Source organism: Achromobacter denitrificans NBRC 15125, assembly GCF_001571365.1.
GTDB classification, from domain to species: domain Bacteria; phylum Pseudomonadota; class Gammaproteobacteria; order Burkholderiales; family Burkholderiaceae_B; genus Achromobacter; species Achromobacter denitrificans.
On sequence record NZ_BCTQ01000002.1, the window covers coordinates 290,835 to 316,014 of the forward strand.

Annotated in this window: 25 protein-coding genes; 13 read left to right on the forward strand and 12 right to left on the reverse strand. The window is 68.9% G+C overall.

Going from position 1 to position 25,180, the window contains the following annotated elements:
* Window positions 1-153 precede the first annotated feature (153 nt).
* Together ADE01S_RS03645 and ADE01S_RS03650 are read left to right on the forward strand one after the other, a co-directional pair.
* On the forward strand, window positions 154-1,128 hold the full coding sequence (locus ADE01S_RS03645; RefSeq protein WP_062680090.1) for a Bug family tripartite tricarboxylate transporter substrate binding protein: 975 nt from the start codon (window positions 154-156) through the stop codon (window positions 1,126-1,128).
* Between the two features lie 12 nt (window positions 1,129-1,140).
* Entirely contained in the window at window positions 1,141-2,586 is a 1,446-nt protein-coding gene (locus ADE01S_RS03650) for a M81 family metallopeptidase (RefSeq protein ID WP_062680091.1), read from the forward strand.
* A gap of 4 nt (window positions 2,587-2,590) precedes the next feature.
* Here the strand turns inward: ADE01S_RS03650 and ADE01S_RS03655 are convergent, their stop codons facing one another.
* Window positions 2,591-3,220, reverse strand: a complete 630-nt coding sequence (locus tag ADE01S_RS03655) for a glutathione S-transferase family protein (protein WP_062680092.1) — start codon at window positions 3,218-3,220, stop codon at window positions 2,591-2,593.
* Window positions 3,221-3,413: 193 nt separating this feature from the next.
* Here ADE01S_RS03655 and ADE01S_RS03660 point away from each other — a divergent pair, with 193 nt between their 5' ends.
* Window positions 3,414-3,695 carry a peptidylprolyl isomerase gene (locus ADE01S_RS03660; protein ID WP_062680093.1) on the forward strand — a complete coding sequence of 94 codons (282 nt, stop codon included), beginning with the start codon at window positions 3,414-3,416 and terminating at the stop codon, window positions 3,693-3,695.
* A 130-nt stretch (window positions 3,696-3,825) separates the two neighbouring features.
* Here ADE01S_RS03660 and ADE01S_RS03665 read toward each other — a convergent pair whose 3' ends face one another.
* Window positions 3,826-4,731, reverse strand: coding sequence for a LysR family transcriptional regulator (locus ADE01S_RS03665; RefSeq protein ID WP_062680094.1), 906 nt, complete (start codon window positions 4,729-4,731; stop codon window positions 3,826-3,828).
* Between the two features lie 155 nt (window positions 4,732-4,886).
* Here ADE01S_RS03665 and ADE01S_RS03670 point away from each other — a divergent pair, with 155 nt between their 5' ends.
* Window positions 4,887-5,861 carry a Bug family tripartite tricarboxylate transporter substrate binding protein gene (locus tag ADE01S_RS03670; RefSeq protein ID WP_062680095.1) on the forward strand — a complete coding sequence of 325 codons (975 nt, stop codon included), beginning with the start codon at window positions 4,887-4,889 and terminating at the stop codon, window positions 5,859-5,861.
* Window positions 5,862-5,881: 20 nt separating this feature from the next.
* Entirely contained in the window at window positions 5,882-7,093 is a 1,212-nt protein-coding gene (locus ADE01S_RS03675; RefSeq protein ID WP_062680096.1) for an FAD-dependent monooxygenase, read from the forward strand.
* A gap of 87 nt (window positions 7,094-7,180) precedes the next feature.
* Here ADE01S_RS03675 and ADE01S_RS03680 read toward each other — a convergent pair whose 3' ends face one another.
* From ADE01S_RS03680 to ADE01S_RS03695, 4 genes are all read right to left on the reverse strand, one after another.
* On the reverse strand, window positions 7,181-7,921 hold the full coding sequence (locus ADE01S_RS03680; protein ID WP_062680097.1) for an ATP-binding cassette domain-containing protein: 741 nt from the start codon (window positions 7,919-7,921) through the stop codon (window positions 7,181-7,183).
* A gap of 12 nt (window positions 7,922-7,933) precedes the next feature.
* A complete protein-coding gene (locus ADE01S_RS03685; RefSeq protein WP_062680098.1) occupies window positions 7,934-8,896 on the reverse strand; it encodes a sugar ABC transporter substrate-binding protein in 963 nt (320 codons plus the stop codon).
* Between the two features lie 18 nt (window positions 8,897-8,914).
* On the reverse strand, window positions 8,915-9,856 hold the full coding sequence (locus ADE01S_RS03690) for an ABC transporter permease (protein ID WP_062680099.1): 942 nt from the start codon (window positions 9,854-9,856) through the stop codon (window positions 8,915-8,917).
* Window positions 9,857-9,984: 128 nt separating this feature from the next.
* A complete protein-coding gene (locus tag ADE01S_RS03695) occupies window positions 9,985-11,484 on the reverse strand; it encodes a xylulokinase (protein ID WP_062680100.1) in 1,500 nt (499 codons plus the stop codon).
* 352 nt (window positions 11,485-11,836) lie between these two features.
* On the opposite strand from ADE01S_RS03695, the gene kce reads away from it, so the two are divergent.
* The 3 genes from kce to ADE01S_RS03710 are packed head-to-tail and all read left to right on the forward strand — an operon-like array spanning window position 11,837 to window position 14,847.
* A complete protein-coding gene (kce, locus tag ADE01S_RS03700; RefSeq protein ID WP_062680101.1) occupies window positions 11,837-12,772 on the forward strand; it encodes a 3,5-dioxohexanoate:acetyl-CoA acetone transferase in 936 nt (311 codons plus the stop codon).
* Window positions 12,773-12,803: 31 nt separating this feature from the next.
* A complete protein-coding gene (locus ADE01S_RS03705) occupies window positions 12,804-14,003 on the forward strand; it encodes an ABC transporter substrate-binding protein (protein ID WP_062680102.1) in 1,200 nt (399 codons plus the stop codon).
* 25 nt (window positions 14,004-14,028) lie between these two features.
* On the forward strand, window positions 14,029-14,847 hold the full coding sequence (locus tag ADE01S_RS03710; RefSeq protein ID WP_062680103.1) for an SDR family oxidoreductase: 819 nt from the start codon (window positions 14,029-14,031) through the stop codon (window positions 14,845-14,847).
* A 43-nt stretch (window positions 14,848-14,890) separates the two neighbouring features.
* Here the strand turns inward: ADE01S_RS03710 and ADE01S_RS03715 are convergent, their stop codons facing one another.
* On the reverse strand, window positions 14,891-15,820 hold the full coding sequence (locus tag ADE01S_RS03715) for a LysR family transcriptional regulator (protein ID WP_062680104.1): 930 nt from the start codon (window positions 15,818-15,820) through the stop codon (window positions 14,891-14,893).
* Between the two features lie 4 nt (window positions 15,821-15,824).
* Complete coding sequence (locus ADE01S_RS03720; protein WP_062680105.1) at window positions 15,825-17,312, reverse strand: DUF1254 domain-containing protein; 1,488 nt, start codon at window positions 17,310-17,312, stop codon at window positions 15,825-15,827.
* 145 nt (window positions 17,313-17,457) lie between these two features.
* Between ADE01S_RS03720 and ADE01S_RS03725 the strand changes: the two genes are divergently transcribed.
* Complete coding sequence (locus tag ADE01S_RS03725) at window positions 17,458-18,054, forward strand: hypothetical protein (protein ID WP_062680106.1); 597 nt, start codon at window positions 17,458-17,460, stop codon at window positions 18,052-18,054.
* A 35-nt stretch (window positions 18,055-18,089) separates the two neighbouring features.
* Here ADE01S_RS03725 and ADE01S_RS03730 read toward each other — a convergent pair whose 3' ends face one another.
* Together ADE01S_RS03730 and ADE01S_RS03735 are read right to left on the reverse strand one after the other, a co-directional pair.
* The gene (locus ADE01S_RS03730; protein ID WP_062680107.1) at window positions 18,090-18,638 is read right to left on the reverse strand and encodes an ureidoglycolate lyase; all 549 of its coding nucleotides are present in this window, start codon (window positions 18,636-18,638) and stop codon (window positions 18,090-18,092) included.
* The gene (locus ADE01S_RS03735) at window positions 18,635-18,874 is read right to left on the reverse strand and encodes an Arm DNA-binding domain-containing protein (protein ID WP_062680108.1); all 240 of its coding nucleotides are present in this window, start codon (window positions 18,872-18,874) and stop codon (window positions 18,635-18,637) included. Before ADE01S_RS03735 ends, ADE01S_RS03730 begins: the two co-directional genes overlap by 4 nt.
* An 80-nt stretch (window positions 18,875-18,954) precedes the next feature.
* Between ADE01S_RS03735 and ADE01S_RS03740 the strand changes: the two genes are divergently transcribed.
* On the forward strand, window positions 18,955-19,335 hold the full coding sequence (locus ADE01S_RS03740; protein ID WP_062680109.1) for a cupin domain-containing protein: 381 nt from the start codon (window positions 18,955-18,957) through the stop codon (window positions 19,333-19,335).
* Window positions 19,336-19,375: 40 nt separating this feature from the next.
* Here ADE01S_RS03740 and ADE01S_RS03745 read toward each other — a convergent pair whose 3' ends face one another.
* Window positions 19,376-20,614, reverse strand: a complete 1,239-nt coding sequence (locus ADE01S_RS03745; RefSeq protein ID WP_062680110.1) for an MFS transporter — start codon at window positions 20,612-20,614, stop codon at window positions 19,376-19,378.
* A gap of 83 nt (window positions 20,615-20,697) precedes the next feature.
* Window positions 20,698-22,152 carry a sensor histidine kinase gene (locus ADE01S_RS03750; protein WP_062680111.1) on the reverse strand — a complete coding sequence of 485 codons (1,455 nt, stop codon included), beginning with the start codon at window positions 22,150-22,152 and terminating at the stop codon, window positions 20,698-20,700.
* A 75-nt stretch (window positions 22,153-22,227) separates the two neighbouring features.
* Between ADE01S_RS03750 and ADE01S_RS03755 the strand changes: the two genes are divergently transcribed.
* The 3 genes from ADE01S_RS03755 to ADE01S_RS03765 all read left to right on the forward strand — a co-directional run.
* Window positions 22,228-22,863, forward strand: coding sequence for a response regulator (locus ADE01S_RS03755; RefSeq protein ID WP_062680112.1), 636 nt, complete (start codon window positions 22,228-22,230; stop codon window positions 22,861-22,863).
* A 237-nt stretch (window positions 22,864-23,100) separates the two neighbouring features.
* Window positions 23,101-23,703 carry an RNA polymerase sigma factor gene (locus ADE01S_RS03760; RefSeq protein WP_242663392.1) on the forward strand — a complete coding sequence of 201 codons (603 nt, stop codon included), beginning with the start codon at window positions 23,101-23,103 and terminating at the stop codon, window positions 23,701-23,703.
* A gap of 186 nt (window positions 23,704-23,889) precedes the next feature.
* The coding region (locus tag ADE01S_RS03765; protein WP_167543422.1) for a WG repeat-containing protein at window positions 23,890-25,180 on the forward strand (1,291 nt) is incomplete at its 3' end.

Here is a 25,180-nt window from a genome sequence, read left to right on the forward strand (position 1 = left end):
CTTTTGGGCAACAAAATCCCTGCCAGCTTACATTGATTTACAGGGTGGCGATTGCGAATAATGCGCGTACTTCAAATCCGCTCGGTTGCGGTCGAACGCTGCAGGCCAGCATCGGCGGCAATGCGAGGTAACGCCCATTTCGAGCCTTAAAGCATGAAACCCTTCGCTTCGATCCTCGCTGCCGCAACCCTGAGCGTATTCTGTCAACAGGGCGCGTTCGCCGCGCCCGAGGCCGCCTATCCGTCCAAACCCGTGAAGATCGTGGTCGGCTACGCGCCGGGCGGATCGTCCGACGCGGTGGCGAGGCTGGTGGCCAGCCGCCTGTCGGACAAGCTGGGCCAGACCTTCGTGGTGGAAAACCGCCCGGGCGCGGCCAGCAACATCGCGGCCGCGACGGTGGCGCGCTCGCCCAACGACGGCTACACCATCCTGCTGGGCTCGAACGCCAGCACCATCAACGTGTCGCTGTACAAGGATCTGCCGTTCGATTTCCAGAAGGACTTCGAGCCGGTCGCGCTGCTGACCCGCTTTCCCAACATCATGGTCGTGAACAACACCGTGCCGGTGAAGTCGGTGCCGGAGTTCATCAGCTATGCCAAGGCCAACCCCAAGGGCATCTTCTTCGCCTCGTCCGGCGCCGGCTCGTCGACGCGCCTGTCGGCCGAACTGTTCAAGATGATGACGGGCGTGGAAATGGAGCACGTGCAGTACAAGGGCAGCGCGCCCGCCCTCACCGATCTGATGGCCGGCCGCATTCAGGTGATGTTCGATACCGCTCCGTCGGTGATGCCCCTCATCCAGGGCGATAAGCTGCGCGCGCTCGGCGTCACCAGCGCCCAGCCGCAACCCTTCGCGCCCCAGATCCCCACGATCGACGCCAGCGTCAAAGGCTACGAGATGACGTCCTGGTACGCGCTGTTCGCGCCCGCCGGCACGCCCGCGGAGATCGTGCAAAAGCTGAACAAGGAAGTCAACGCGGTCCTGGAAGAGAAGGACACCGTGGAGAAACTCGCCGGCATGGTCGCCACGCCCGGCGGCGGCACGCCCGAGGAACTGCGCAAGCACGTCGCGTCCGAAATCACCAAGTATGCCGAAGTGGTGAAGGCCTCCGGCGCCACCGCGGACTAGGCTTTAAGCATCATGCGCGTTTTTACCGGTTCGCTGGCCACCGAAACCAATACGTTCGCTCCGCTGCCCACCTCGCTGGATGACTTCGCCGACCGGGGCTACTACCCGGCCGGCACCCATCCGCCCGAGATGACGATTTTCAGCGGACCGCTGTGGGCGGCGCGCCAGCGCGGCGCGCAACACGGCTGGGAAGTCATGGAAGGCATGGCGGCCGGCGCCCAGCCCGGCGGCATCACTACCCGCCATGCCTATGAAACGCTGCGCGACGAGTTGCTGCGCGACCTGCGGCAGGCCCTGCCCGTCGACATGGTGGTGCTGGGCTTGCACGGCGCGATGGTGGCCGACGGCTACGAGGATTGCGAAGGCGACCTGCTGGCCCGCGTGCGCGAGATCGTCGGTCCCGGCGTCGTGGTGGGCGCGGAACTGGATCCGCACTGCCACCTGTCCGAGGCCATGGTGTCCAACACGGACATCCTGGTGGCCTACAAAGAGTACCCCCACACCGACATCCGCGAGCGCGCGCTGGAACTGGTGGACTTCTGCGCGGCCGCGGCCGAGCGCCGCATCGCGCCAGTGGCGGCCGTCGTCGACTGCGGAATGGTGGTCACCGTCCGCACTCCCCAGGAACCGGCCCGCGGCTATATCGACCGGATCAGCGCGCTGGAAGGCAAGGACGGCATCCTGTCGATCTCCGTGGTGCACAGCTTCGCCTGGGGCGATGTGCCCGACATGGGCACCAAGCTGCTGGTCTATGCCGACGGCGACGCCGGCGCGGCCCAACGGCTCGCGCGGCGCCTGGCCGACGAGCTGATCGGCATGCGCGAGGCCCTGACGCCTGCCTGCCCCAAGCCGGATGAAGCCATAGACCAGGCGCTGGCGTATGGCGCCACGCCCATCGTCATCGCCGACGCTGCCGACAATCCCGGCGGCGGCGGCGCGGGAGATTCGACCTTCATGCTTCGCCGCCTGCTCGAACGCGGCGTGCGCAATGTGGCGATAGGCCCGCTCTGGGACCCCGTCGCCGTCCGCATCGCCTTCAGCGCCGGCGCGGGCGCGCGCCTGCCGCTGCGCATCGGCGGCAAGATCAGCCCCATGTCGGGCGAGCCGGTAGACCTGCTGTGCACCGTGAAGGCCCTGGTTCCGGACATGGTCATGACCGGGCTGTCGGGCTCGCCCGCCGCCGTGGGCAACGCCGCGCTGGTGGAAGCCGACGGCATCGAGATCGTGCTGATCACGGTGCGCGCCCAGGCCTTGCATACCGACGTATTCACCCAGCTGGGCTGCCGGCTGGAGGACAAGACGCTGATCGTCGTCAAGTCCGCCCAGCATTTCCATGCGGCGTTTTCGCGGGTGGCGCGGCACATCCTGTACGCCGACGCCCCGGGCTCGGCGACGCTGGACCTGCGCGCCCTGCCTTATCGGCGGGTTCAGCGGCCCAAGTGGCCCATGGACCGCTGAACCGTCAGATACCGCTAGGCGGCGGCAGGGTTTCGCAAAAGGCGGCGCGGCGCGAGGCCTGGTCGAACCACCGCTCCAGCACCGGCCGGCCTTCGCGCCACTTCCAGACGGTATGCCGGCGCTCCGCGTACCCCAATACCGCGGCCAGGGCGAGGAAGCCCGCATCGACCGTCGAGAAGGCGCCTTGCCCGGCCTGGGTCTCCAGCACGTCGGCAACGCGGTTGGCCCGGACAAGCTCCAAGGCGATGACGGAGGGGCTGCGTTCGGATGCCGGCCGCCGCAGCTCGCGGTTCCAGACCGCGACGCCGTCGAGCAGGCCCAGCACGCGCCCGTATGCCGCCAGGCCCGCATCGCTGGCGGGCAGCATGGCCGGCCGGCTGCCGTGGCCGTCCAGCCAGCCCAGGATCAGCGTAGTCTCGGTGATCGTGGCGCCGTCGGGCAGCGCAAGGGCGGGCACCCGGCCGACGGGGTTGTAGGGCAGCACCGCGGCGGACGGATCGCGCAGCGTGGTGACCGTCTCTTCCACGGCTTGCGACAAGCCGCCTTCGCGCAACGCCATGCGGCAGATGCGGGCATAGGGCGATCCCTCGGAATAGAAGAGCCGGGGCTTTCCGGCCGAGGCGGAATCCGTCATCGTGGGCAATCCTTGCTATGTGGGTACGGACGCCCATTGTCCATGACCGGCGCCGGGCGTGCACGCGCGCCCCAACCGTGTAACGAAACGTCGCGACGGCTCGCCGCTGCCGGCCGTTTATGATGGCGGAGTGCGAGTACGCCCAAATGCGTTACTCTCCCCTCCCTTATCATTCCCCGCAAGGAGTTCCCTCATGGCACAAGCCTCCGCCCGTCACATCCTGGTCTCGACCGAAGACAAGGCCAACGAACTCAAGACCGCCATCGAGAACGGCGCCGACTTCGCCCAGCTGGCCAAGGAAAACTCCAGCTGCCCGTCCAGCCGCGACGGCGGCAACCTGGGCACCTTCGGCCCGGGCCAGATGGTCAAGGAATTCGATACCGTGGTGTTCAGCGCCCCGGTCGGCGTGGTCCAGGGTCCGGTGAAGACCCAGTTCGGCTACCACCTGGTCGAAGTGACCAGCCGCAAGGACTGAGTCCCTCGCATCCCTGCGAAAAGGCCGCCGCCGGATATTCTGGCGGCGGCCTTTTTCATAGCCGCCAGCCTTCCGCTTACCCCTTTGGCGGGCGGTTTTCCCGCAAGCCCAGGCCGGCGCCGGAGGATGGCTAGTTCGTGCCCGACTGTGCGGCCGCACGGAGGCAATCCGCGAAAGCGTTCAGGCCGGAACTGTCGCGCCGGCCGCTGCGGGTAACGATGGCGTAATCCAGGGCCACTCGGGGAGTCAGCGCTCTGAGGGTCACTCGCCAGCGCGTGCCCGTCAGCGCGGCGAACGAGGGCACCACGGCCTGGCCCAGGCCGGCCTCGACCATGGCCAGCAGGGTTTCCAGATGGCTGTAGACACGACGCGGAGCGGACCGCGCGGCGTCGGGCATGCGCGGGACGTGCCGGTCTATCAGCTGCTGGATGGGGTTGCTCGGCGGCAGCACGATGAGGCTGGCGGGATCCAGCCGCTGCCACGACAACGGAGCCCGGCGCGTTTTGGGGGCCAGCGCCGCCGATTGCGCGAGGACCAGCTCCGCAGGGAAAAGCCCGCGCCTGCGCAGGCCGGCGGCCTTCTGGAAAAAGGCGCCGAATCCGGCGTCCAGGGTGCCGTCCTCCACGCCCTGCTGGATCAGGCCGCGGTCCATGTCGGCCACTTCGACGCGCCATTCCGGCTGCGCCTCGGCATAGGCCCGCAGCACCTGCGGCAGGATGCTGCTGGCGATGAGCGGCGTGACGCCGACCCGAAGCACGCGCGCCTGCGGCTTGTTGGCCGCGGCCAACTGGCGCATCGTTTCCCCCAATTCGTCGACCGTGCGCTGTGCGACGGGCAGCAGCGTGCGGCCCGCGTCGGTAAGCAGCACCGCACGGGTACTGCGCTCGAATAGCCGGCATCCCACCGTCTGCTCGAATTCACGCACCATCGCGCTCAGCCCAGCCTGCGTCACGTGCAGCTGCGCCGCGGCTTTGGTGAAGCTCGCGTGTTCGGCGACAGCCAGGAATCCGCGCAGCTGGCGTAGAGAGAAATTCATGTACGGACCCGCAAGGTATTAACAACCAAAAATTGTTAATGAACAAAATAGCGTAGTTTTACTTGTTTATCCGTTTGGGTTGCAATAGATCAATGCGTTGCCTTCCGATTGAGATGGCTCAAAACAATAAGCGCAGTTCCTTTCAGGAGACGAACTTGTTCCGACTTTCCCCGCGAATCGCCGCGGCGTTCGCCATTGCATGCGCGGCCGTTGCCCCCATGTCCGCCGCGCTGGCGGCCTTCCCCGAAAAGCCCATCCGGCTGGTGGTGCCCTTCCCGCCGGGCGGTCCGACCGATACGAGCGCGCGCCTGTTCAGCAAAACCATGGCCGAGCAGCTTGGCCAGCCCGTCATCGTGGAAAACCGCGCGGGCGCTGGCGGTTCCGTAGGCACGACTTCAGTCACGCGCGAGCAGCCCGATGGCTACACCTTGCTATGGGGCGGCACCAGCAGCATGGTGGTTGCGCCGGCGCTCTACCCCAAGCTGGACTATGACCCGATTGCTTCCTTTACCCCGATCGGGATGGCGGTGCGAGGCCCCCTCATTCTGGTGAGTCGCCCCGCCCTGCCCAGCCCGGATCTGAAGGCACTGCTCGATCTCTCGCGACGCCAGTCGCTGACGGTGGCGTCGGCCGGCACCGGTTCAGTCGGCCATCTGACCGCAGAACTGTTCGACCGCAGCGCGGGCGTGGAAATCCTGCACATCCCGTATCGCGGCGGCGCGCCGGCGCTGAGCGATGTGCTGGGCGGCCAGGTGGATCTGCTGTTCGACACGGTGACGCTGCTGTATCCGCAGATCGCGGCGCAGAAGTTGCGCGCCTACGCGGTCACCGGCGCTCAGCGCTACCCGCAATTGCCCGATGTGCCCACGGTTGCCGAAGTGCTGGGCAAGCCCTTTGAAGCGTATTCCTGGTTCGGCCTGATGGCCCCCGCCAATACGCCGCAGCCGGTTATCGAGCGGCTGACCAAGGCGCTGGGCGCCGCGGCTCGCGATCCCGAGGTCAAGCGCCAGCTCGCCGACCTCGGCCTCGAACCCGTGGGCGATACGCCCGAGCAGTTCGCGCAGTCGATCCGCACCGACCTGGACAAGTGGTCCCAGGTCGTCAAACAAGCCGGCATCAAACCGGACTAACCTTCTTCCGACGCAGCAATATGTCTCACACATCGACGTCCGCCCCCCTATTCCTAATCGCCGGCGCAGGCCTCGGCGGGTTGACCGCCGCGCTGGCCCTGCAGCGGCGCGGCCTGCGCGTGCGCGTGCTGGAGCAGGCGCAGGTGCTGCGCGAAGTCGGCGCCGGCATCCAGCTCAGCGCCAACGCGAACCGCGTGCTCTACCAGCTGGGCCTGGAGGACGCGTTGATGGAAGTCGCCCGCCCTACGGCCGGCAAGCGCATCCGGCTGTGGTCCAGCGGACGGACCTGGCCGCTGTTCGATCTGGGCGCGGAATCGGTGGCGCGCTACGGCTATCCGTACCTGACGATCTACCGCGCCGATCTGCATCAGATCCTCGCCCGCGCTGTGATGGGCAACGATCCCGAGGCCATCACGCTGGGCGCGCGCGTTGCGGAGTTCACCCAGCGCGAAGGCGGCGTCACGGTCACGCTGGAATCGGGCGAGCGCATCGATGGCACGGCGCTGATCGGAGCCGACGGCGTGCATTCCCGGGTACGCGCGGCACTGTTCGGCGCGGACGCCGCGACGTTCTCCGGCACGGTTGCCTGGCGCGGCGTCATCCCCGCCGAGAAGCTGCCGGCGCATCTGCGCGAGCCCTACGCCTGCAACTGGGTCGGGCCGGGCGCGCACGTGATCCACTACCCGCTGCGGCAGGGCAAGCTGGTGAACTTCGTGGGCATTCTGGAACGCGACGATTGGCAGGTGGAATCCTGGACCGAGCGAGGCAGCGTGGAGGAGTGCGCGCGGGACTTCCAGGGCTGGCATGAGGATGTGCAGACGCTGATCCATGCGTTGGACGAACCCTACAAGTGGGCGCTGATGCTGCGCGAGCCGCTGCCGGTGTGGTCGCAGGGCCGGATAACGTTGTTGGGCGACGCCTGCCATCCGACGCTGCCCATGCTGGCCTCCGGCGCGGCGATGGCGATCGAGGACGGCTATGTGCTGGCTCGCGCGCTGGAAGCGCGGCCCGACGATATTCCGCAGGCCTTCAAACACTATGAAGCCGCGCGCGTGGAGCGGGCATCGCGCGTGGTGCGCGGCTCGGCCGAAAACGCGCGGCGCTTCCACAATCCGGCGCTGGAGCACGCGGAAGGCGCGGCCGAATACGTGGACCGCGAGTGGAACGAAACCCGCGTGCGTGAACGCTACGAGTGGCTCTTCAGCTACAACGCGGATGAAGCGCCGGTCTGATTCCGCTTGGCTTTACAGAAAAAGCCGCCGCCGGGTTCTCCCTGGCCGCGGCTTTTTATCTTCCGGATCGAACGGCGAGAAACCGCGTCACTCCCTGCCCGTCATCACCATGTGCGCCAGCGCGTCCGCGTCCAGCCCCGCCACGTCGCGCTCGATGACCTTGGCGCCGCTCTTGAGGATCGCCACGCGGTCGGCCAGCGCCACCACGTCGGCCATGTTGTGGCTGATGAGGATCACGGTGCGCCCTTCCTCGCGCAGCTTGCGCACCAGGTTGAGCACCAGGGCCGTTTCCTTCACGCCCAGCGCGGCGGTGGGTTCGTCCATGATGACGACGCGGGCGTCCCAGCGCAGCGCGCGGGCGATGGCGACGGCCTGGCGCTGCCCGCCGGACATGCGTTCGACCGGACGGTCCATGTCGTCGATGGGCACCGACAGGCGCTGCAGGTAGCCGCGCGCATCCTGCGCCATGCGGCGCTTGTCCAGCACGCTGAACAGGCCCACGCGGCGCACCAGCTCGGCGCCCATGAAGATGTTCTCCCAGATCGACAGGCGCGGGGCCAGCGCCAGGTCCTGGTAGATGGTGGCGATGCCCTGCACCAGCGCGTCGTGGGGCGAGGCGAACACCACCTTCTTGCCGTCCAGGCTGAGTTCGCCGCCGCTGGGCTCCTGCGCGCCGGAAATGATGCGGATCAGCGTGGACTTGCCGGCGCCGTTGTCGCCGCAGATGGCCATGACCTTGCCTTCGGGCACGTCCAGGTCCACGCCTTTCAGGGCTTCGACGGCGCCATAGGATTTCCGGATCTGGCGTAGCGACAACGCGGCGGACATGGCTGCTGGCTCTTACTTGGCGGGTTGCAGGAATTTCTGGACGTTGGAAGCGTCGACCAGCACCGAGTCCATGAAGAGGTAGGGTCCGGAGGCGATGTTCTCCCTGGGCTCCTTCTTGACGACGATGCGGTCGATGGCGTCGACCGCCGTGGCGCCCAGCTGCTCGAAGGGAATCATCATGGTGGCCGTGATCAGGCTGGCGGGGTCGGCGATGCGGCGATAGGTCTCGGGGCCGCCGTCGACGGACACCAGGGTGATGTCGCCCTTCTTCAGGCCTTGCGCCTGGAGCAGGGCGTCGATGACGTAGGCCTGGCCGTCGAAGGAGGCCCAGACGCCCTTGAACTGGCCCTGGTGGCGCAGGAACAGGGCCTGCATGCCATTGCGCACGTCGTCGCGCCAGCTTTGCGTGCGGGCCATGCTGAACTTGGCCAGGTCCTTGACGGCGGTGTTCTCGGTCAGCACGGCGTCCAGCATCTTGCCGCGGATGCGGGTGCCGGAGTTGCCGTCGAAGCGGGCGGACAGGATGTTGCCCTGGTAGCCCATCTTGCCCAACAGGTACAGGACGGACTGCGCGCCCGTGGCGTATTCGTTGACCTCGACGTCGAACAGCATGTGGGGGCTGGCCCCCGACATGACGCCGACCACGGGGATGCCCTTCTCCTTGGCGGCCTGGAGCTGGGCGTCGGTCTCCACGGGCTTGCCCATGGCGATGACGATGGCGTCGACCTTCTTGTTGACCAGGGTGTCCAGCTGTTCGGCCAGCTTGGGCAGCGACCCTTCGGCGTTCAGCTGGGTGACGGTCCAGCCCTTCTCGCGGGCGGCGCCGGCGGCGGCGTTGGCGACGCGGGCGTGGGTTTCGGAGGACATCTGGAACGCGACGATGCCCACGTCGAAGGCATGGGCGGCGGCGCTGGCGGCCAGCGCCTGCGCGGCGAACGCGGCAAGCGCCAGGGAGCGCGTCAAGGATTTACGCATGGAGGTTTCCCCTTCCGATCAGAATTTGAAAGCCGCTTTCTTCAGCACGGCCGATGACACCGCGACGGACGCGATGATGATGAAGCCCAGCACGATATCCTGCACGTAGTAGGGCGCGCCCATGAGCACCAGGCCGTTGCCCAGCACCTTCAGGATCAGCGCCGCGACCAGCGTGCCGGGAATGTTGGCGTGGCCGGGATTGAACATGGTCATGCCCAGCAGGACGGCGGCGATCGCGTACAGGAAGTAGTCGCCCGCCATATTGGGCGCGGCGGACGACAGGCTGGACGTCAGCAGAACGGCCGCCAGGCCCGCGCAAAGGCCGGACAGGGCCAGCCCGATGCTCTTCATGGCGCGGATGTTGATGCCGGCCAGGCGCGCGGATTCGCCGGCCTCGCCGGTGGCGGTCATGCGGGCGCCGGTGCGGGTCCACTTGACCAGGAAAAACGCGAACAGCACCGCGCCCAGCATCCACAGCACCAAGGCCGGGATGCCGAAGGGCTTGCCGCGGGCGAGATCGGTGAAGGCGGCCGGCCAGCGGCCCACGTAGGACACGCCGTCGGTCAGCATGAAGGCGAAGCCGCGCGCCATGGCGGCCATGCCCAGGGTGGCGATCAGGGAAGGCACCCTCAGCCGCGTCACGGCGATGCCGTTGACCAGGCCGCAGAGCAGGCCCACGCCCAGGCCCGCGCCGATGGCCAGCAGCACCGGCTGTCCGGTATGGACCAGGGCGCCCGTGACCACGGCGGCCAGGCTGGCCACGTCGGCCACCGACAGGTCCAGCTCGGCGGTGACCAGCGCCAGCGTGAAGCCCAGCGCGATGATGGCCAGGAAGCTGGTTTCCTTGGCGATGTTCAGGAGGTTGTTCGGCGCCGCGAAATTCGGCGCGGCCAAAGCGAAGAATCCGACCAGGACCAGTCCCGCGATTGCCGTGCCGTACTTTTCCAGGATGCCGCGCATCGACTCAACCCTTGCTGCGTTTGATTTATTTTGCGGAAAGCCGCGGCCGGCATGCGGATGCCGGCCGGTTTCCGGCGCTGATGGCGTCGTAGTTTATACCCGGGTGCGCCGGGCGGGGGCCGCCGGCGCTACAGGCTGATCCCGGCCAGCGCCCGCGACACGGGGGCCAGCGCGGCTTCGGCCGCGCGGAACTCCGCATACATGCGGCGATAGGCGCGGGTGCGGTCGGGCTGGGGCTCGTAGCGCTGCGCCACGCGCACCAGCCGCTCCTGCGCGGCGGCGAAGCTGTCGTAGCGCCCCAGGGCCGTCCAGGCGGCCACCGCCGCGCCCAGCACGCCGGGTTGCTCGGCCTGCCCGACGACGAGGGCGCGTTCGCAGATGTCCGCCTTGACCTGGCACCATTGCGCGTTGGATGCGGCGCCGCCGCCGAAGCGTATTTCCGCGACCGGGCCGCCCAGCGCGGCCTCGGCGCGTTCCAGGACGATGCGATTCAGGAAGGCCACGCCCTCCAGCACGGCCCAGGCCAGGTCGCCCGGGCCATGGCGGCGGTTCAGGCCCAGGAAGGCGCCGCGCAGGTGCGGATCCCAGTAAGGCACGCGCTCGCCCTGCAGATAGGGCAGGAACAGGGCCGGCTGCGGATCGCGCGGCGCGTCCAGCAGCGCATCCATCGCCTCGCCGACGCCGGCCATGCCTTCATCGCCCAGACGTCCCAGCAGCGGCAACAGCCAGGCGACCGTGTCCGCGCCGTTCTGGCCCGGCCCGCCGATCTGGTGATGGCCGCCGCCCCAGTCCACGGTCATCAGGCCCTGCGCCTGCACCGGCTCGGCGCCCACCGCGCCGAAGACTTCGGTGGTGCCGGAGATGTTGTAGGCATAGCCCGGCCGTAGCGCGCCCAGGCCCGCGACGGCGGCCCAGGTGTCGTTGGCGCAGGCCACGACCGGGCGTCCCGCCAGGCGGGCCAGTGCCCCCGGCAGGCCGGCCTGCACCGCGCCGACGACCGCCAGCGGATCGAGCAGCGGCGGCACCCAGGCCGGATCGGCCCCGGCCGCCGTTAGCAGGTCCGGCCCGTCGGCATAGGCGGCCGCGGCGGCCGCCAGCCGGGCCATGGACACGGTGTCGCTCGCCGCGCGTCCCGTCAGGCGGAAATTCAGGTAATCCTTGGGTTCGAGCACGGTGCGCACGCGCGCCGCGGCGTCCGGTTCGGCGCGCAGCAGCCAGGCCACGCGGGCCCAGGGATGGAAGGCGTTGATCTGACCATGCTCGGGGTGGGACGCCGGCATGGCCGCCAGCCAGCCCGCCACGTCCGGGGCCGCGCGGGTATCGCGCCAAGTGATCGCCGGCCGGATGGCCGCGCCCTGGTCATCGATGAAGACCTGCGTGCGCGTGACGCCGCAGATCGCCACGGCCTCCACCGAGCCGAAAGCGGCGCCGGCCTGCCCGGCCAGCGTGTCCGACAGCGAGCGCAGGCCGCGCCACCAGGCGTCGGGCTCGATCTCGTCCCAGCCGGGCTGTGCCGAGGCGCCCGCCGGGCTGTCGATAAAACAGGCATGGGCGATACCGCCGCGCCCGTCCACCAGCGCGGCGCGGAACCGCGTGCCGCCCAGGTCCACCGCCAACACGTAGCTCATGACGGGATCCTGGCGCGGGGAATCTGGCCGCCAGCGGGCGGCATCGCACGCAGCGGGCGGGAAGTCGGGAAATCAGGCATGGGCAGGCGCGTTACGCGTAATTCGGTCAGGTCGTCGAAACCGCGTTTCGACCTAGGAAGATTGTATTGCAGCGCCGCCCCGCCGGCGTGGGAAAAACCCGTTCTGCGCCGCGCGGTCGCTGCACCGCAGCACCGGAAATCCTATCAATTGATTAGTTCTGTTCAGGTGACAGAGGCCGAAGGCCTGCGACAGAATGAGCCTCGCCCGGAGGAGACGACCGGGGCCACGAGAATTCCCAGAACCGCGTGCGCGGCGCGCACGCCAGAGGCTCATGAAAAAATCCAGCAACAAGGTCATCATCACCTGCGCCATCACCGGTTCGGTCCACACGCCGTCGATGTCGCCCCACCTGCCCGTCACGCCTGACGAGATCGCCCAGTCCGCGCTGGACGCCGCCGCGGCCGGCGCGGCCATCGTGCACCTGCATGCGCGCAAGCCCGATACCGGGCAACCCACCCAGGACCCCGAGCTGTATGCGCAATTCCTGCCGCGCATCAAGCAATCCTCGGACGTGGTGATCAATATCACGACGGGCGGCTCGCCGGTGCTGCCGCTGGCCGACCGCATGGCGCCGGCCCTGCGGTTCAAGCCCGAGGTCGCGTCGTTGAACATGGGTTCGATGAACTTCGGCATGTACGAGCTGCTCGAACGCTTCAAGGAATTCCAGCACGCCTGGGAGCGCCCCTATCTCGAAGGCAGCAGCGACCTGATCTTCAAGAACACGTTCAAGGACATCGAGCACATCCTGACCTCGTGCGGCGACAACGGCACGCGTTTCGAGATCGAGTGCTACGACATCGGCCACCTGTACACGGCGGCGCATTTCGTCGACCGCAAGCTGCTGAAGCCGCCCTTCCTGATCCAGTCGGTATTCGGCATACGCGGCGGCATCGGCACGCATCCCGAAGACGTGATGATGATGAAGCGCACCGCGGACCGGCTGTTCGGCGACAACTACATCTGGTCGGTGCTGGCCGCCGGGCGCAAGCAGACGCCCCTGGCGACGATGGCCGCCACGCTCGGCGGCAACGTGCGCGTGGGGCTGGAAGACTCGCTGTGGGACGGCCCCGGCGAGCTGGCGCGCTCGAACGCGGACCAGGTGCGACGAATCCGTCGGATTCTGGAAGACTTGTCGCTGCAAGTGGCGACGCCCGACGAAGCGCGTGAGACGCTGCAACTCAAGGGCCGCGACAACGTCGCGTTCTGACGGACAATTCCATTCAGTGGGGAGACACAACATGAAAAAGACTTTGTGCGCGGCCGCCCTGGCCGCCATCCTGGCCACGGCGGGCGCGGCGCAGGCCGACGAGGGCGTGATCCGCATCGGCTTCATCACGGACATGTCGGGCCTGTCGGCGGATGCCGACGGCCCCGGCGGCGCCGAGGCCATCAAGATGGCCGTGGCCGACCTGGGCGGAACGGTGGCGGGCAAGAAGGTCGAGGTGCTGGTGGCGGACCACCAGAACCGCGCCGACATCGCGTCGTCGCGGGCCCGCGAATGGCTGGACCAGAAAGGCGTGAACATGCTGATCGCCGGCGCGAACTCCGCGGCGGCGCTGGCCATGGCCAAGGTGGCCGAAGAGAAGAAGACGCCGTTCTTCGTGGTGAGCGCCGGCGCTTCCGAACTCACGAACGCGCAGTGCACGCCCTATACCGTGCATTACGTCTACGACACGGTGTCGCTTGCCCGCGGCACGGCGCGCGCCATGATGAAGGAAGGCAACAAGGACTGGTATTTCCTGACGGTGGACCACGCCTTCGGCCATGCGCTGGAACGCGACGCCTCGGCGGTGGTGCACGCCGATGGCGGCAACGTGAAGGGCCGCGTCCGCCACCCGCTGAACGCGGCGGACTTCTCGTCGTTCATCCTGCAGGCGCAGGCCTCGGGCGCCTCGGTGCTGGGCCTGGCGAATTCCGCCAGCGACACCAGCAACGCGGTGAAGGCGGCGGCCGAATTCGGCCTCACGCCGGCGATGAAGATCGCCGGCCTGCTGGTGATCATCACGGACGTCCACGCGCTGGGCCTGCAGGCCGCCCAGGGCATGTACCTGACCACGGCCTGGTACTGGGACCAGGACGAACCCTCGCGGCAATGGGCGGCGCGCTTCGAGGAACGCATGAAGAAGAAGCCCTCGATGCTGCAAGCCGGCGACTACTCCGCCACGAGCACCTACCTGAAGGCGGTCGCGGCCACCAACAGCACCGATGGCGACACGATCATGAAGTGGCTGAAGGCCAACCCGGTGAACGACTTCTTCGCCAAGGACGGCAAGATCCGCGCCGACGGCCTGATGGTGCACGATATGTTCCTGATGCAGGTCAAGACGCCGTCCGAATCCAAGGGCCCGTGGGATTACTACAAGCTGGTGGCGCGCGTGCCCGGCGACCAGATCTATACCTCGCCCCAGGAATCCACCTGCCGGCTGATGAAACCCTGAACCGGCCACGCCGGAAGGAATCCGCATGACCCTCAAGAGCCACCTCCCCGGCGATGTTTCCGCGCTGCCCGTGGACCTGTCCGGCAAGCGCGTCATCGTGACCGCGGGCGCGGCCGGCATCGGCGCGGCCATCGCCGCGGCGTTTGCCGAGCGCGGCGCCCGCGTGCATGTCTGCGACGTGGACGAGCCGGCCCTGGCGGCCTGCCCGCATCCCCACTCCCGGGCCGACGTGAGCCGGCGCGACGATATCGACCGCTACATGCAGGAAGCGCTGGCGCAGCTGGGCGGCCTGGACGTGCTGGTCAACAACGCCGGGATCGCCGGTCCGACCGCCGGCATCGCCGACATCGCGCCCCAGGAACTGGACGCCACGCTGGACATCAACCTGGCCTCGCAGTTCCATACCGTGCGGCACGCGCTGCAGGCGCTGCGCGCGGCCGGCGGCGGCAGCATCATCAACATCAGCTCGGTGGCGGGCCGCATGGGCGTACCGATGCGCACCCCCTACGCGGCCACCAAATGGGGCGTGGTGGGGCTGACACGCTCGCTGGCGGTGGAGCTGGGGGGCTACGGCATACGCGTGAACGCGCTGCTGCCGGGGCTGGTGGCCGGCCCGCGGATCGACCGCGTGATCGAGGCGCGCGCCCGGAACATGGGCTTGACGGTCGAGGAAGAGACCCGGCTCGAACTGTCGGGCGTCAGCCTGCGGCAGTTCGTGCGCGCCGCCGATATCGCCAACATGGCGCTGTTTCTCGCCAGCCCGTTCGGCGCGATGGTCAGCGGCCAGGCGATCAGCATCGACGGCGACCTGCAATCGCTGCCCTGGCAGCCTCCGGCGGACTAGGGCCTGTTAACACTACAAGGAGCCTCGCACAGGCCCTAGGACCTCAGCCCAGCAGCTCGATGGTCTGCGCGTACACGCCGCTGCGGCGTTCCTCGGCGGTGGCGCGCAGCGCGTCCAGCAGCCGCTCGGCCAGTTCCAGGTTCTGCGTTTCCCGGCGGGTGATGAGCAGGAAGTCGAACCACTGCCGGGATGCGAGCGGCCGCAGCACCAGGTCGGGATAGGCGGCCGCGATGTCCCACGCGGACAGCGCATTCACCAGGCTGATTCCCCGCACCGCCCTGACGGTGCCGGGCACGAGCGACATGTGCGCGCGCATGCCCGAACGCAGGACCAGCGAATCCGCGATGTCTCCCTGCGCGACGACGTAGTCGGACCACAGGGGCTTGACGTAGGTTTCGGGCGGGATATCGCCCACCGCGATCACGTCCCGGCTTGCGAGCGGGTGCTCGCGGTGCGCCACGGCCATCACGTCCGCGCGCAGGAAAGGCGTGAAATGCAGCCGCGCGCTGTCGCGGCTGACGGCGCCCAGGCCGAAATCCGCGCGCATGGTCTCGACCGCGCTGATCGCCTGCACGGAGGATTCGATGTCGATGGAAAACGGCCTGGTGCCGTTCGCGTCCAGGTAGCGCCGCACGGCGTCCGGCGCATAGCCAAGCGCCAACGCCGGCGAGGCCGCGATCCGCAAGCCGCGCCCGCCGAACTGTTCGATGCTGTGCAGCGCCTCGTCGATGCGGACCAGCTCGTCCAGCACGAACTTCGCCTCGCTGTACAGGTATTGCCCGGCCTCCGTCGGCCGCAGGGTTTTGTGGGACCGATCGAACAGCTGCACGCCGGTGGCGTCTTCCAGGCGGGAAATGGCGTGGCTGATCGCCGGTTGCGTCAGGTGCATGACCTGCGCGGCCTGCCGGGTCGAGCCGGTCATGACCACCGTATAGAAAATACGCAGGTCGTGGATATTGAAATTGCGCTTCATGCCGCTATCTTGCCACCCGCTTGATCTCCGGCGACACCCACTTGCCATCCAGCATCGCCGGCTTCGGCCAGTAGTATCGAAGGGTCACCATGAAAGGGCCTTGCGGCGCGGGCAGCCAGCTGGACTCCCTGGACTTGCCCGGCGACTCGTTCTGGATGTGGATCGTCACCCCGCCGTCGGGGTCGCGCTTGAGCGACGGCAGCATGGACGAATTGATCAGGTAGCGCTTGAGCGGGTTCGCCACCAGTTGCTGATCGGGCAGCCGGTACAGGGTCATGGACCAGAAAGCGTTGACGGGCGGCAGGCTGCGCGGCGCGAAGCGCAGGACGTACTTGTTTGTGCCCTCCAGCGGCTGGCCGTTGCTGTCCTTTTCCAACACCGGATACCAGGCCTCTTCGCGGCTGTTGGCCCCGATGCCGACCTGCGTGCCGGTGGCGCGCGCCAGGTAGTCGTTCTTGAGCGCCTTGCGGTCTCCGTATAGCGTGTCGGTCTTGCCGTCCAGCGCTTCGCGGTTCTTGTCGATGTCGTTCTGGCCGTCGTGCATGCCCTCCTGCAGGGCGCGGCGCAACGCGGGGTTCATGCCGGCGGTGGGAAAGGGCTCGCCGGGGCGCAGGCCGATGCTGGCGAAGCGCTCCCGCAGCGATTTCTCGGAGGGGTGCGTGGGCGCGAACTGCAGCAGGAACGCCAGCTGCTCATAGAACTCCAGCGAGCTGCGCAGTTGCGCCGGCGACTCGGCCGCGATCCAGCGCACTTCCGCCGCCGGCTGCGGCGGCCGCTGCTTGCGGAAGGCGGAGAGCGTCTGGACCCGGTAGCGCGACTGGATGCGCTTGACGTTGTTCAGGTCGCCGGCGCTGAAGAGCTGGGTGCGCCCCACCAGGTTGACCAGTTCGGTTTCCGACCTGAACACCTTGGTGATGCCGGGGGGCACCTTGCCGTTCCAGCGCGGCCCCGCCACCAGGAACCGGCCGCCGCCGTTGCCGGTGCCGCGGCTGCCGATGTAGGCGAAGTTGTAGGTGTAGAGATCCATCAGCTGCAGCACGAAGTAGCGGCGCGGCTCCATCGGCGGCACGGTGATGACGACGGGCTCGGCGCGCAGGTCCAGCACGGCGAAGGAATACGGAGTGTCGGCATTGGGCGTGACGAAGGCCGTGTCCTGCGGCGTGAAGACGCGCGCGACGCTGTTGACGGTGTTGAAGGGGCCCTTGTATTGCGGATTGCCCTTGTCGATGCTGAAGGCGTACATGGTCTGGTAGCTGGCGACCATGGGCGTGCCGTACAGATAGGCTTCGCGGGCGATGGCGCGCGCCTGTTGCGCGGTAACGCCTTCGATGCCGACCGATTGCGAGCCGCTGGCCGCATCCGGCGAATTGAAGCTGCAGGCGGCCAGGCCGCCCGCCAGCAGGGCCGCGACGGCGAGCCTGGCGGCTGCTCGTGCCGAACGATGGCGACAAGCCGCAAGAAAAGGTCCGGTGCTAATCTGACGGTCGCGCATTCGAGGCTCCAACACTTGAAATGGGCGGCGCCCTGGTGGCGGCGCCCCGTGCACAGCGTGAATTCCCCGGGGATTCTGTCATATTTCCCGGAGATGTAGAAGAATCGGCGCGCCAGGCGCCCCCTGCAGGAACGACGATCAGTCCATGGAAACGCAGCTCGACGGCAGCCCCGGCGCGAATCTCTCGCCCGTGAACGTGCGCGCCCCCTCGTACTTCCTCCTCCAGGCGACGCACGTGTGCGCCGCCTGCGGCCAGTCCACTTCCGTGGCCGCGCTGGCGGTGCCGGCCGACCACGAATGCACGGAAGCGGATGTGGTGCTCGACGACGACGCGGCCGACAGCCCGGGCATGGACCCCGCGGCGTTCCACGAATGGCTCTACCGTCCGGAGCAATGGCATCGCATCGAAGGACCGACGCTGTTGTCGCAGGCCCGGCTGTTGTCCGCGTCGGTGGCGCAGACGCTGGAGACGCTGGCGCCCCATTACCGCCCGGATCCCGAGCACTATCGGCAATGGACCAATTTTTGCGGGCACTGCGGCAAGGCGATCCGGGACGGCGCGCTCTATCCCAGCGCGGGCCAGGCATTCAGCCCCAAGGACGCGCGGGACGCGGCGCGCATCCGGGTGAGCCGCGTGGACGCGCCCTTCGAAGCGTTCTGCGATATGTTCTGGATCGACAGCTACCGCAACAAATGGCCGCTGTTCGCCCGGCTGGGCTACGAATGCAGTGAGGCGGACTGACGCCCGGGCGCGGGGCCCGAAGCGCAGGGACAGGCTCAGGCCGCCTGGGCCAGGCCTTCGAGCCGTTGCACGGGAATCGCCACGATCGCGCTCTCGCTGGCGGCGGCGTCCGTGGTCAGGTGCTGGATCAGGTCCAGCGTGGTGGAACGGCGGGTCAGCATCAGGCAGGTGACTTCCGCGTCGCTCACGCGCGTAGCGTGCCAGCAGCCGGGCCGCATGCAGACGCCCTGCCCCTGCGGCACCCGGAAGGCCGCCAGCGTGGACAGGTCGGGGCTGCCGTCCGCGGCGCTGCTCGCCACGACCTGGATGACCTCGCCCGTCAGCGGAACGATGGCCTGCTGGGTCAGCAGGTGCTTCTCCAGGCTGGCGATTTCCATGGACTGGCTGCGATAGTTGACCCACAGCAGTTCGGCGTCGCCGCCCGCGCCGGTATTGAACAGGTGCTCCTGCCAGAAATCGGTGGCCGGGTTGGAGAACAACGGCACGCCATTGCCGTCCGGGATGGGCTTGCCCAACATCCAGCCGTAGGGCCGGAAGGCCTCCGGCGTCAGGTCATTGATTTCCAGCTGCTCGTTGCTCGTCATGCGGAACCCTGTGATGGCTTGGTCGCGCGGGCGCGTTTCGGGAATTCGGCATCGTAGTCGAACTCGCCGCGCGCGATGGCCTCCAGGATGGCGGCCCGCCGTTCGGCGGCGCGCTTGAGATTGGCGGCGGTGGGCTTGACGCGGATGCGCTCGACACAATGGCGGCCGTCATGGAAGAAGCCGATCTCGATGGAAGACTCGGACGCGGGCCTGACCCCGTCGAATCCCTGGCGCATCGCCTTCTCCTTTCAATACCGATGATCGACATGATATCGCTTTACACTGGCCCGACGCCCCTCACCCAAGGAAGCGCACCATGACCACCGATCTGTCGACGCACTATGTCCTGCTGGATGCCTCGGGCGCCAGCGCCACCGTGGAGGGCGGCAATGCGTTCTGGTCGCGGCCGCCCGAGGAGCTCGACCGGTTCGGGCGCGGCTGGCTGCTGTCCGAGTACACGTTCGCCTCGGACTGGCCGCAGTGGGAAATGCACCCCGAGGCCGACGAGGTCGTGCGCCTGATATCCGGCGCGGCCGAGCTGCGGCTGGAATGGCCCACGGGCATCCAGGCAGTGAGGCTGCAGGCGGGCGATGCCTACGTGATCCCCAAGGGCGCATGGCATACCGTCAAGGTCCTGGAGCCCTGTCGCATGCTGCACGTCACCATGGGCGCGGGCACGCAGCACCGGCCGCTGTAGCCTAGGGCCTGTTAACACTAAAAGGAGCCTCGCACAGGCCCTAGCCGGCGCCCGCCGGCCCGACGCGCCGGATCTCGCGATCGTCGATCGGCCAGTGCAGCGCGGCCGACAGCAGGCCCAGCGCCATCGCGCCCAGCCAGATCAGGTCATACGATCGGGTCGCCTCGAACACCACGCCCCCCAGCCAGACGCCCAGGAACGAACCCAGCTGGTGGCCGAAGAACACGAAGCCGAATAGCGTGGTGATGTAGCGCACGCCGAATACCTGCGAGATCAGGCCGTTGGTCAGCGGCACGGTGCCCAGCCAGGCGAAGCCCATGACGGCCGCGAACAGATAGACGCTCCATGCCGACAGCGGCAGCAGCACGAACAGCGCGATGGCCGCCGAACGGATCAGGTAGATGCCCGCGAGCAGATGCTTGCGCCGGTGATGGCCGCCCAGCATGCCGCAGACATAGGTGCCCATCACGTTGGCCAGCGCGATGATGGCCAGCGCGGCCACCGCGTCCGCGGCGCGCAGGCCCTTGTCCATCAGGTAGGCCGGCAGGTGCGTGCCGATGAAGGCCAGCTGGAAACCGCAGGCGAGAAAACCCAGGTTCAGCAGCCAGAAGCCGGGCTGGGAAAAGGCCTCGCGCAGGGCCGCGGACAGGGAAAGATCGGCCCCCGGCGAGGCCGCGCCCTGCGAGCGGCCGGCGGGTTCGCGCAAGGGCAGCGCCAAGGGCAGCAGCAAGGCGCACGCCACCGCGAACGACAGCAGGGCCGCGACCCAGCCCCAGCCGCCGATCAGCCATTGCGCGGCCGGCACCATGGTGAATTGGCCCAGTCCGCCTACCGCTCCCGCCACGCCCAGGGCCCAGCTGCGCCGCTCGGGCGCCACCAGGCGGCTGAGCGCGCCGTAGATGACGGCGAACGCCGTGCCCGAGAGCGCGATGCCGATACACACGCCCGCCGTCCAGAGGAATGCCGCGGGCGTCGCAGCGTGCGCCATGCCTGCCAGCCCCAGCGCATAGCAGGCCAGCCCGGCAACGATCACCTTGGCCGATCCGTAGCGGTCCGCGACCATGCCGGTGAAGGGCTGGGCGATGCCCCAGGTGAGGTTCTGCACCGCCAGCGCCATGGCGAAGGTTTCCCGGCTCCAGCCCCGGTCCATCGTGACGGGCAGCAGGAACAGGCCCTGCACGTGGCGCACCCCCAGGGCCAGGCCCATGACCACGCCGCCGGCCAGGACCAGCAACCAGAGTTGAGGGGCATCGAGGGAAGACTTGCGTAAGGCGGGCATGGCGGACCTCTGCGTCGGACGTCGCCCCCGTTCAGGCAGGCATCGCGCCTATTACAGGGTGACCGCGCCCGCGCTTCAACCGATTATTTTTTGTCCGCTGCATGCCCTGCGGGAATGCCAGCCTCCGGCGCCACCGCCGGGGCTCGGATCGAGAACACCGAGCCGCGCCCCGGCACGGAACGCAGCAGGGCCTCGCAGCCCAGCAGCCCGGCCAGGCGGCGCACGATCGCCAGCCCCAGGCCCAGCCCCTGCCCGCCGGGCGGCGCGTCCGGCGCGCCCGCGCCGCGCGTGAACTCCGCGAATACGGTTTCCTGCGCGTCGGGCGCAATGCCCACGCCGGTGTCCCATACCTGGATCAGCGCGCCCCCAGGCCTGCGCCGGGCGCACAGCAGCACGCGGCCGCGAGGCGTGTAGGACAGCGCATTGCCCAGCAGGTTATCCAGGATCCGTCGCAGCAGCGCCGGATCGGTATCCAGCTCGATGTCGGTGGGCACGACCGTCAATCGCAGGCCGCGGGCCCGCGCCTGCGGCTCGTAGTCCTGCCGCAGGCTTTCGAACAGATCGTCCAGGCGCACCCGGCGCCGTTCCACGCGCAGCAGGTGCGCGTCCATGCGGGAGACGTCCAGCAAGCCGTCCAGCAGGCGGTTGAGATCCTCCAGCACCGTCTGTTGGCGGCGCGCCACGTGCAGCGTGTCCTGCGGGCTGGCATGGCCCTGTTCGGCCCGGCTGGCCAGGATGTCGGTGAACAGGCCCAGCGCATGCACCGGCTGGCGCAGGTCGTGGCCCGCGGCCGCCAGGAAGCGGGTCTTGGCGCGGTCGGCGGCGGCGGCCCGGTCGCGCTCCAGTTCCAGGTTCCGGATCAGCGCCAGGTTCTCGAAGCGCAACGCCACGGTGGTCTTGAGGCTGCGGTAAGTGATGGCGCTGAAATACAGGTTGACGCCGAACAGGCAGGCGGCGAAGGCCGCGTAGACCAGGTGCAGCGCATCGCCTTCGGCCAGGCAGGCCGCGGTAAAGGGCGCCAGCATCGCCAGCGCCGAGCCGGCGTAAGCGGGCGGATAGGCCGAGAGCGAGGGCACCGCCCCGCTGCACATGCCGGCCAGCATCACGCAGGCGAACGCCAGCATCATCGCGTCCTGGGACAGTACGGCGACCAGCCCCGCCAGGCCCCACAACAGGCCCGACAGCCAGGAAAGCGCGCTGAACCCGCCCACCCAGCGGCCCAGGGCGCCGGGCGCGGCCTCGCGGCGCAGGTAGGCCCGGCTGACCGCCACCCGCAGCGCGGTGAGCGCGTAGAGGGCGCCCGCCCAGGCCAGCAACAGCCAGGCCGGCACGCTGGCGCGCATCACGTAGGCCACCGGGATCACCACCGCGAAATTGGCGAACAGCACGCCGTAGGACTGCCGGTACAGCAGGCTGGCCAACGCGGCGGCCGTTGCGGCGGCCTCCGGGTGCCGGGGCGGAACCGGCGCCAGGCCGGAGCGGGAATGCGGGGCGGGAGGGGCCGCAGACGGCGCGGCGGAAGCGGCGGGGGAGGTCATGGGCCTGGCAGGGATGGGTCCCTATAATGTCGCATCATTCTGACACAATCCGTGGCCGATCCCGCCCGATCCCCCATGAGCCTCCCCACCGCGCGCGCGCCCCTGCGCATCCTGCTGGCCGACGACCACGGGATCGTGCTCGAAGGGCTGAAGATGATGCTCGGCAGCATGCCGGCGGCCGTCGGCCCGATCGAGGAAGCCGCGACCGGCGAACAGGTGCTGGCCCTGCTGGCGGCCCACGGCGCTGACCTGCTGGTGCTGGACCTGGGCATGCCCGGGGTGTCGGGATCGGCCTGGGTGCGCGCCCTGCGCGCGGCCTACCCGGCCCTGCGCATCCTCGTGCTGACCGCCAACACCGATGCGCGCACCCGCGCCGCGGTGCTGGAAGCCGGCGCGGACGAGTACCTGGCCAAGACCGGCAATCCCCGGGCCCTGTTGGCCGCCATCGCCCAGCTGGCCGACGGCCCGGTCCGCGCGCGCGCGCCGCAAGCCGCCCTGCCCGCCGTTCCGGCCGAAACGCTGACGCCGCGCGAACAGCAGGTGCTGGCGCGGGCGGCGCTGGGCGCCACCGCCGCGCAGATCGCCGAGGACCTGCACATCAGCCCCTACACGGCGCGCAAGCATCGCGAGAACCTGATGCGCAAGCTGGCCTTGCACAGCACCGCCGAACTGGTCGCCTACGCGGTGCGCCTGGGCCTGCCCGCGGCCTGAGGCCCGCGCCGCCGCGGGCCGAAAATACGGCACGCGCCGTATTTTCGACGGTCTCCCGCCGCCCTAGACTGGCTCCGCAGCGCCTCGCATCCCTTCCGAAAGGGCCATGGGGGATCGCGGGCCTGCATCGCACGCTCCCCTTGCCTTCCGGGCTTTCCCGCGCCGCCGCGCCCGCGGGCCGGGCAGGCTTGCGCCCGCGCCTGGCGCGCGTCGCCGTCCGCCATGAGCAACCCGTCCATGAACAGCAGCACCGTCACCATGCACCCTGCTCCCACCGCCCTGCCCGCCCCCACCCCTCAGGCCGCCGCGCCCCGCTGTCCTCCCCCGGACCTCATCGGGCAGCTGGTGCGCGAACAGGGCGTCCGCCTGCGGCGCTTCGTCGGCCGGCACATCGGCAACCACACGGAAGCGGACGACATCACGCAACAGGCCTTCGTGGAAATGTCGCTGTCCTACGGGCGATTCCGCGGCGAAAGCAAACCCTCCACCTGGCTGTACGGCATCGCGTTGAACCTGATCCGCAACCACCTGGCCCGCGCGCCGGAATGCCGGTACGCCTTCGTGGACGAGAGCCTGCTGGAGGCCGAGACCTGCCCGCGCCCCGACCCCTCCGCCCAGGCGGAGCTGCGGCAGGCGATCGGGTTGCTGGACAGGTCCATGGCAGAGATCCCGCGGGGCTCGCGCCAGGTGCTGCGCCTGATCTGCGTGGACGAGCTGTCGTACGAAGACGCCGCGGCGCTGCTGGGCGTGCCCGTCGGCACGGTGCGCAGCCGCCTGTCGCGCGCCCGCGCCTTGCTGCGGCTGCGCATGCGGGCGCATGGCCTGCGGCGGGACGGCTGAAGCGCTTTCCGGGCGGAGCCGAACGGCTCGCTAACGCTTGGTTTTCTATCGTTACACTTATCGAACCATGAGTTGCTACGCGTGGTTACAGTGCTGCCTTCCTCTCTTTTTTGGCAGGCATATGACCATGTGGCACGCCCCGCTCGGCCTTTTTGCTCCCGCGGCCTCTTTCCTTTCCGCCGCGCGATGAGGGCCCCGCTCGTTCTCAAGCCGCTGGCGCTCGCCCTTGCGGTGGGCACGCTGGCCGCCCACGGCGCGGCCCAGGCGCGATCCGACTGGATCGGCCGCTGCGCTGCCGGCCACTACGAACAGGGTGCGGGAGCCGAATGCCAGCAGCCCTACCAGGAAGGCCTGGCGGCGGTGCTGACCGGATCGGCCGACGACGACGCCGGCGCCTGGGGCTACCTCGACAAGCAAGGCCGCATGGCCATCGCGCCCGCCTACACGGACGCGGAGTCCTTCCAGAACGGCCTGGCTGCCGTCAGCCAGGGCGAGCGCTGGGGCTACATCGACCGCCAGGGCCGCTGGGCCATCGAACCGCGTTACGCGCGCGCCACCGGCTTCAACGCCGAAGGCACGGCGCTGGTCGAGGATGACGGCCGCGACGTGCTGATCGATCGCCAGGGCAAGGTGGTCAAGACCTTCCCGCTGGGCACGCGCAGCTGGGGATTCCAGCGCGGCCAGAAGCTCGCGGCCATGGAAATGCCGCAGCCGCCGCGGCTGGTCAACGCCGTGACCGGCAAGGCGGCCACGCTGCCCGAGGGCGTGATGCGGCTGGCCGCCCCCACCGGCGGCTACCTGCCCGCGCAACTGCGCGATACGCGCTACGGCGGCTGGTGGGGCCTGCTGGACACGAATGGCGGCTGGGCGATAACGCCCCAGACGCTGCAATCCCGGGACGCGCCGATCCGCGATGGCGACGTGATCGCCGTGGTGCGCGACGACCGCTGGCTTTTCGTGGATCCCCGCGGCCAGGCGCTTTCCTCCGCGCGCTACCGGCAATTGCAAGTCGTCGCGCCCGGGGTGTGGCTGGCCAAGACCGGCCGCAGCGGCAAGGCGGTCCTGCTCGACGGCAAGCAGAAGGTCCTGCACCGCTTCGCCTCCGAGTACGTGGGCTTGCAGGAACGCGACGGCTGGCGCTACCTGATCGATGAGACCGCCATCGTGCTGGTCGACCCGGCCGACAAGCTCATGACGATCGCGGTCGGCCAAGGCCGCGTGGACGTGCGCGACGGCGAGGCCTGGGTCTCCGGCGCCCAGGCCGGCAACGCGGAAGCGGAAGGCGCGGCGCAAGCCGGAGCCGACGCTTCGGCGCAAGCGGGAGCGGAAGCCCTGGAGCAAGCGGGATTGGAAGTCGCGGCCATGCCGGCCGAGACGCAGGACGCCGCGACGGCCGCGGAGCCGGAGGCTGTCGAGGCCGCCGCAACGACCGCGGCAGCCGCGGCAGCCGACGTTGCGGCAGCCGATGCTGCGGCGG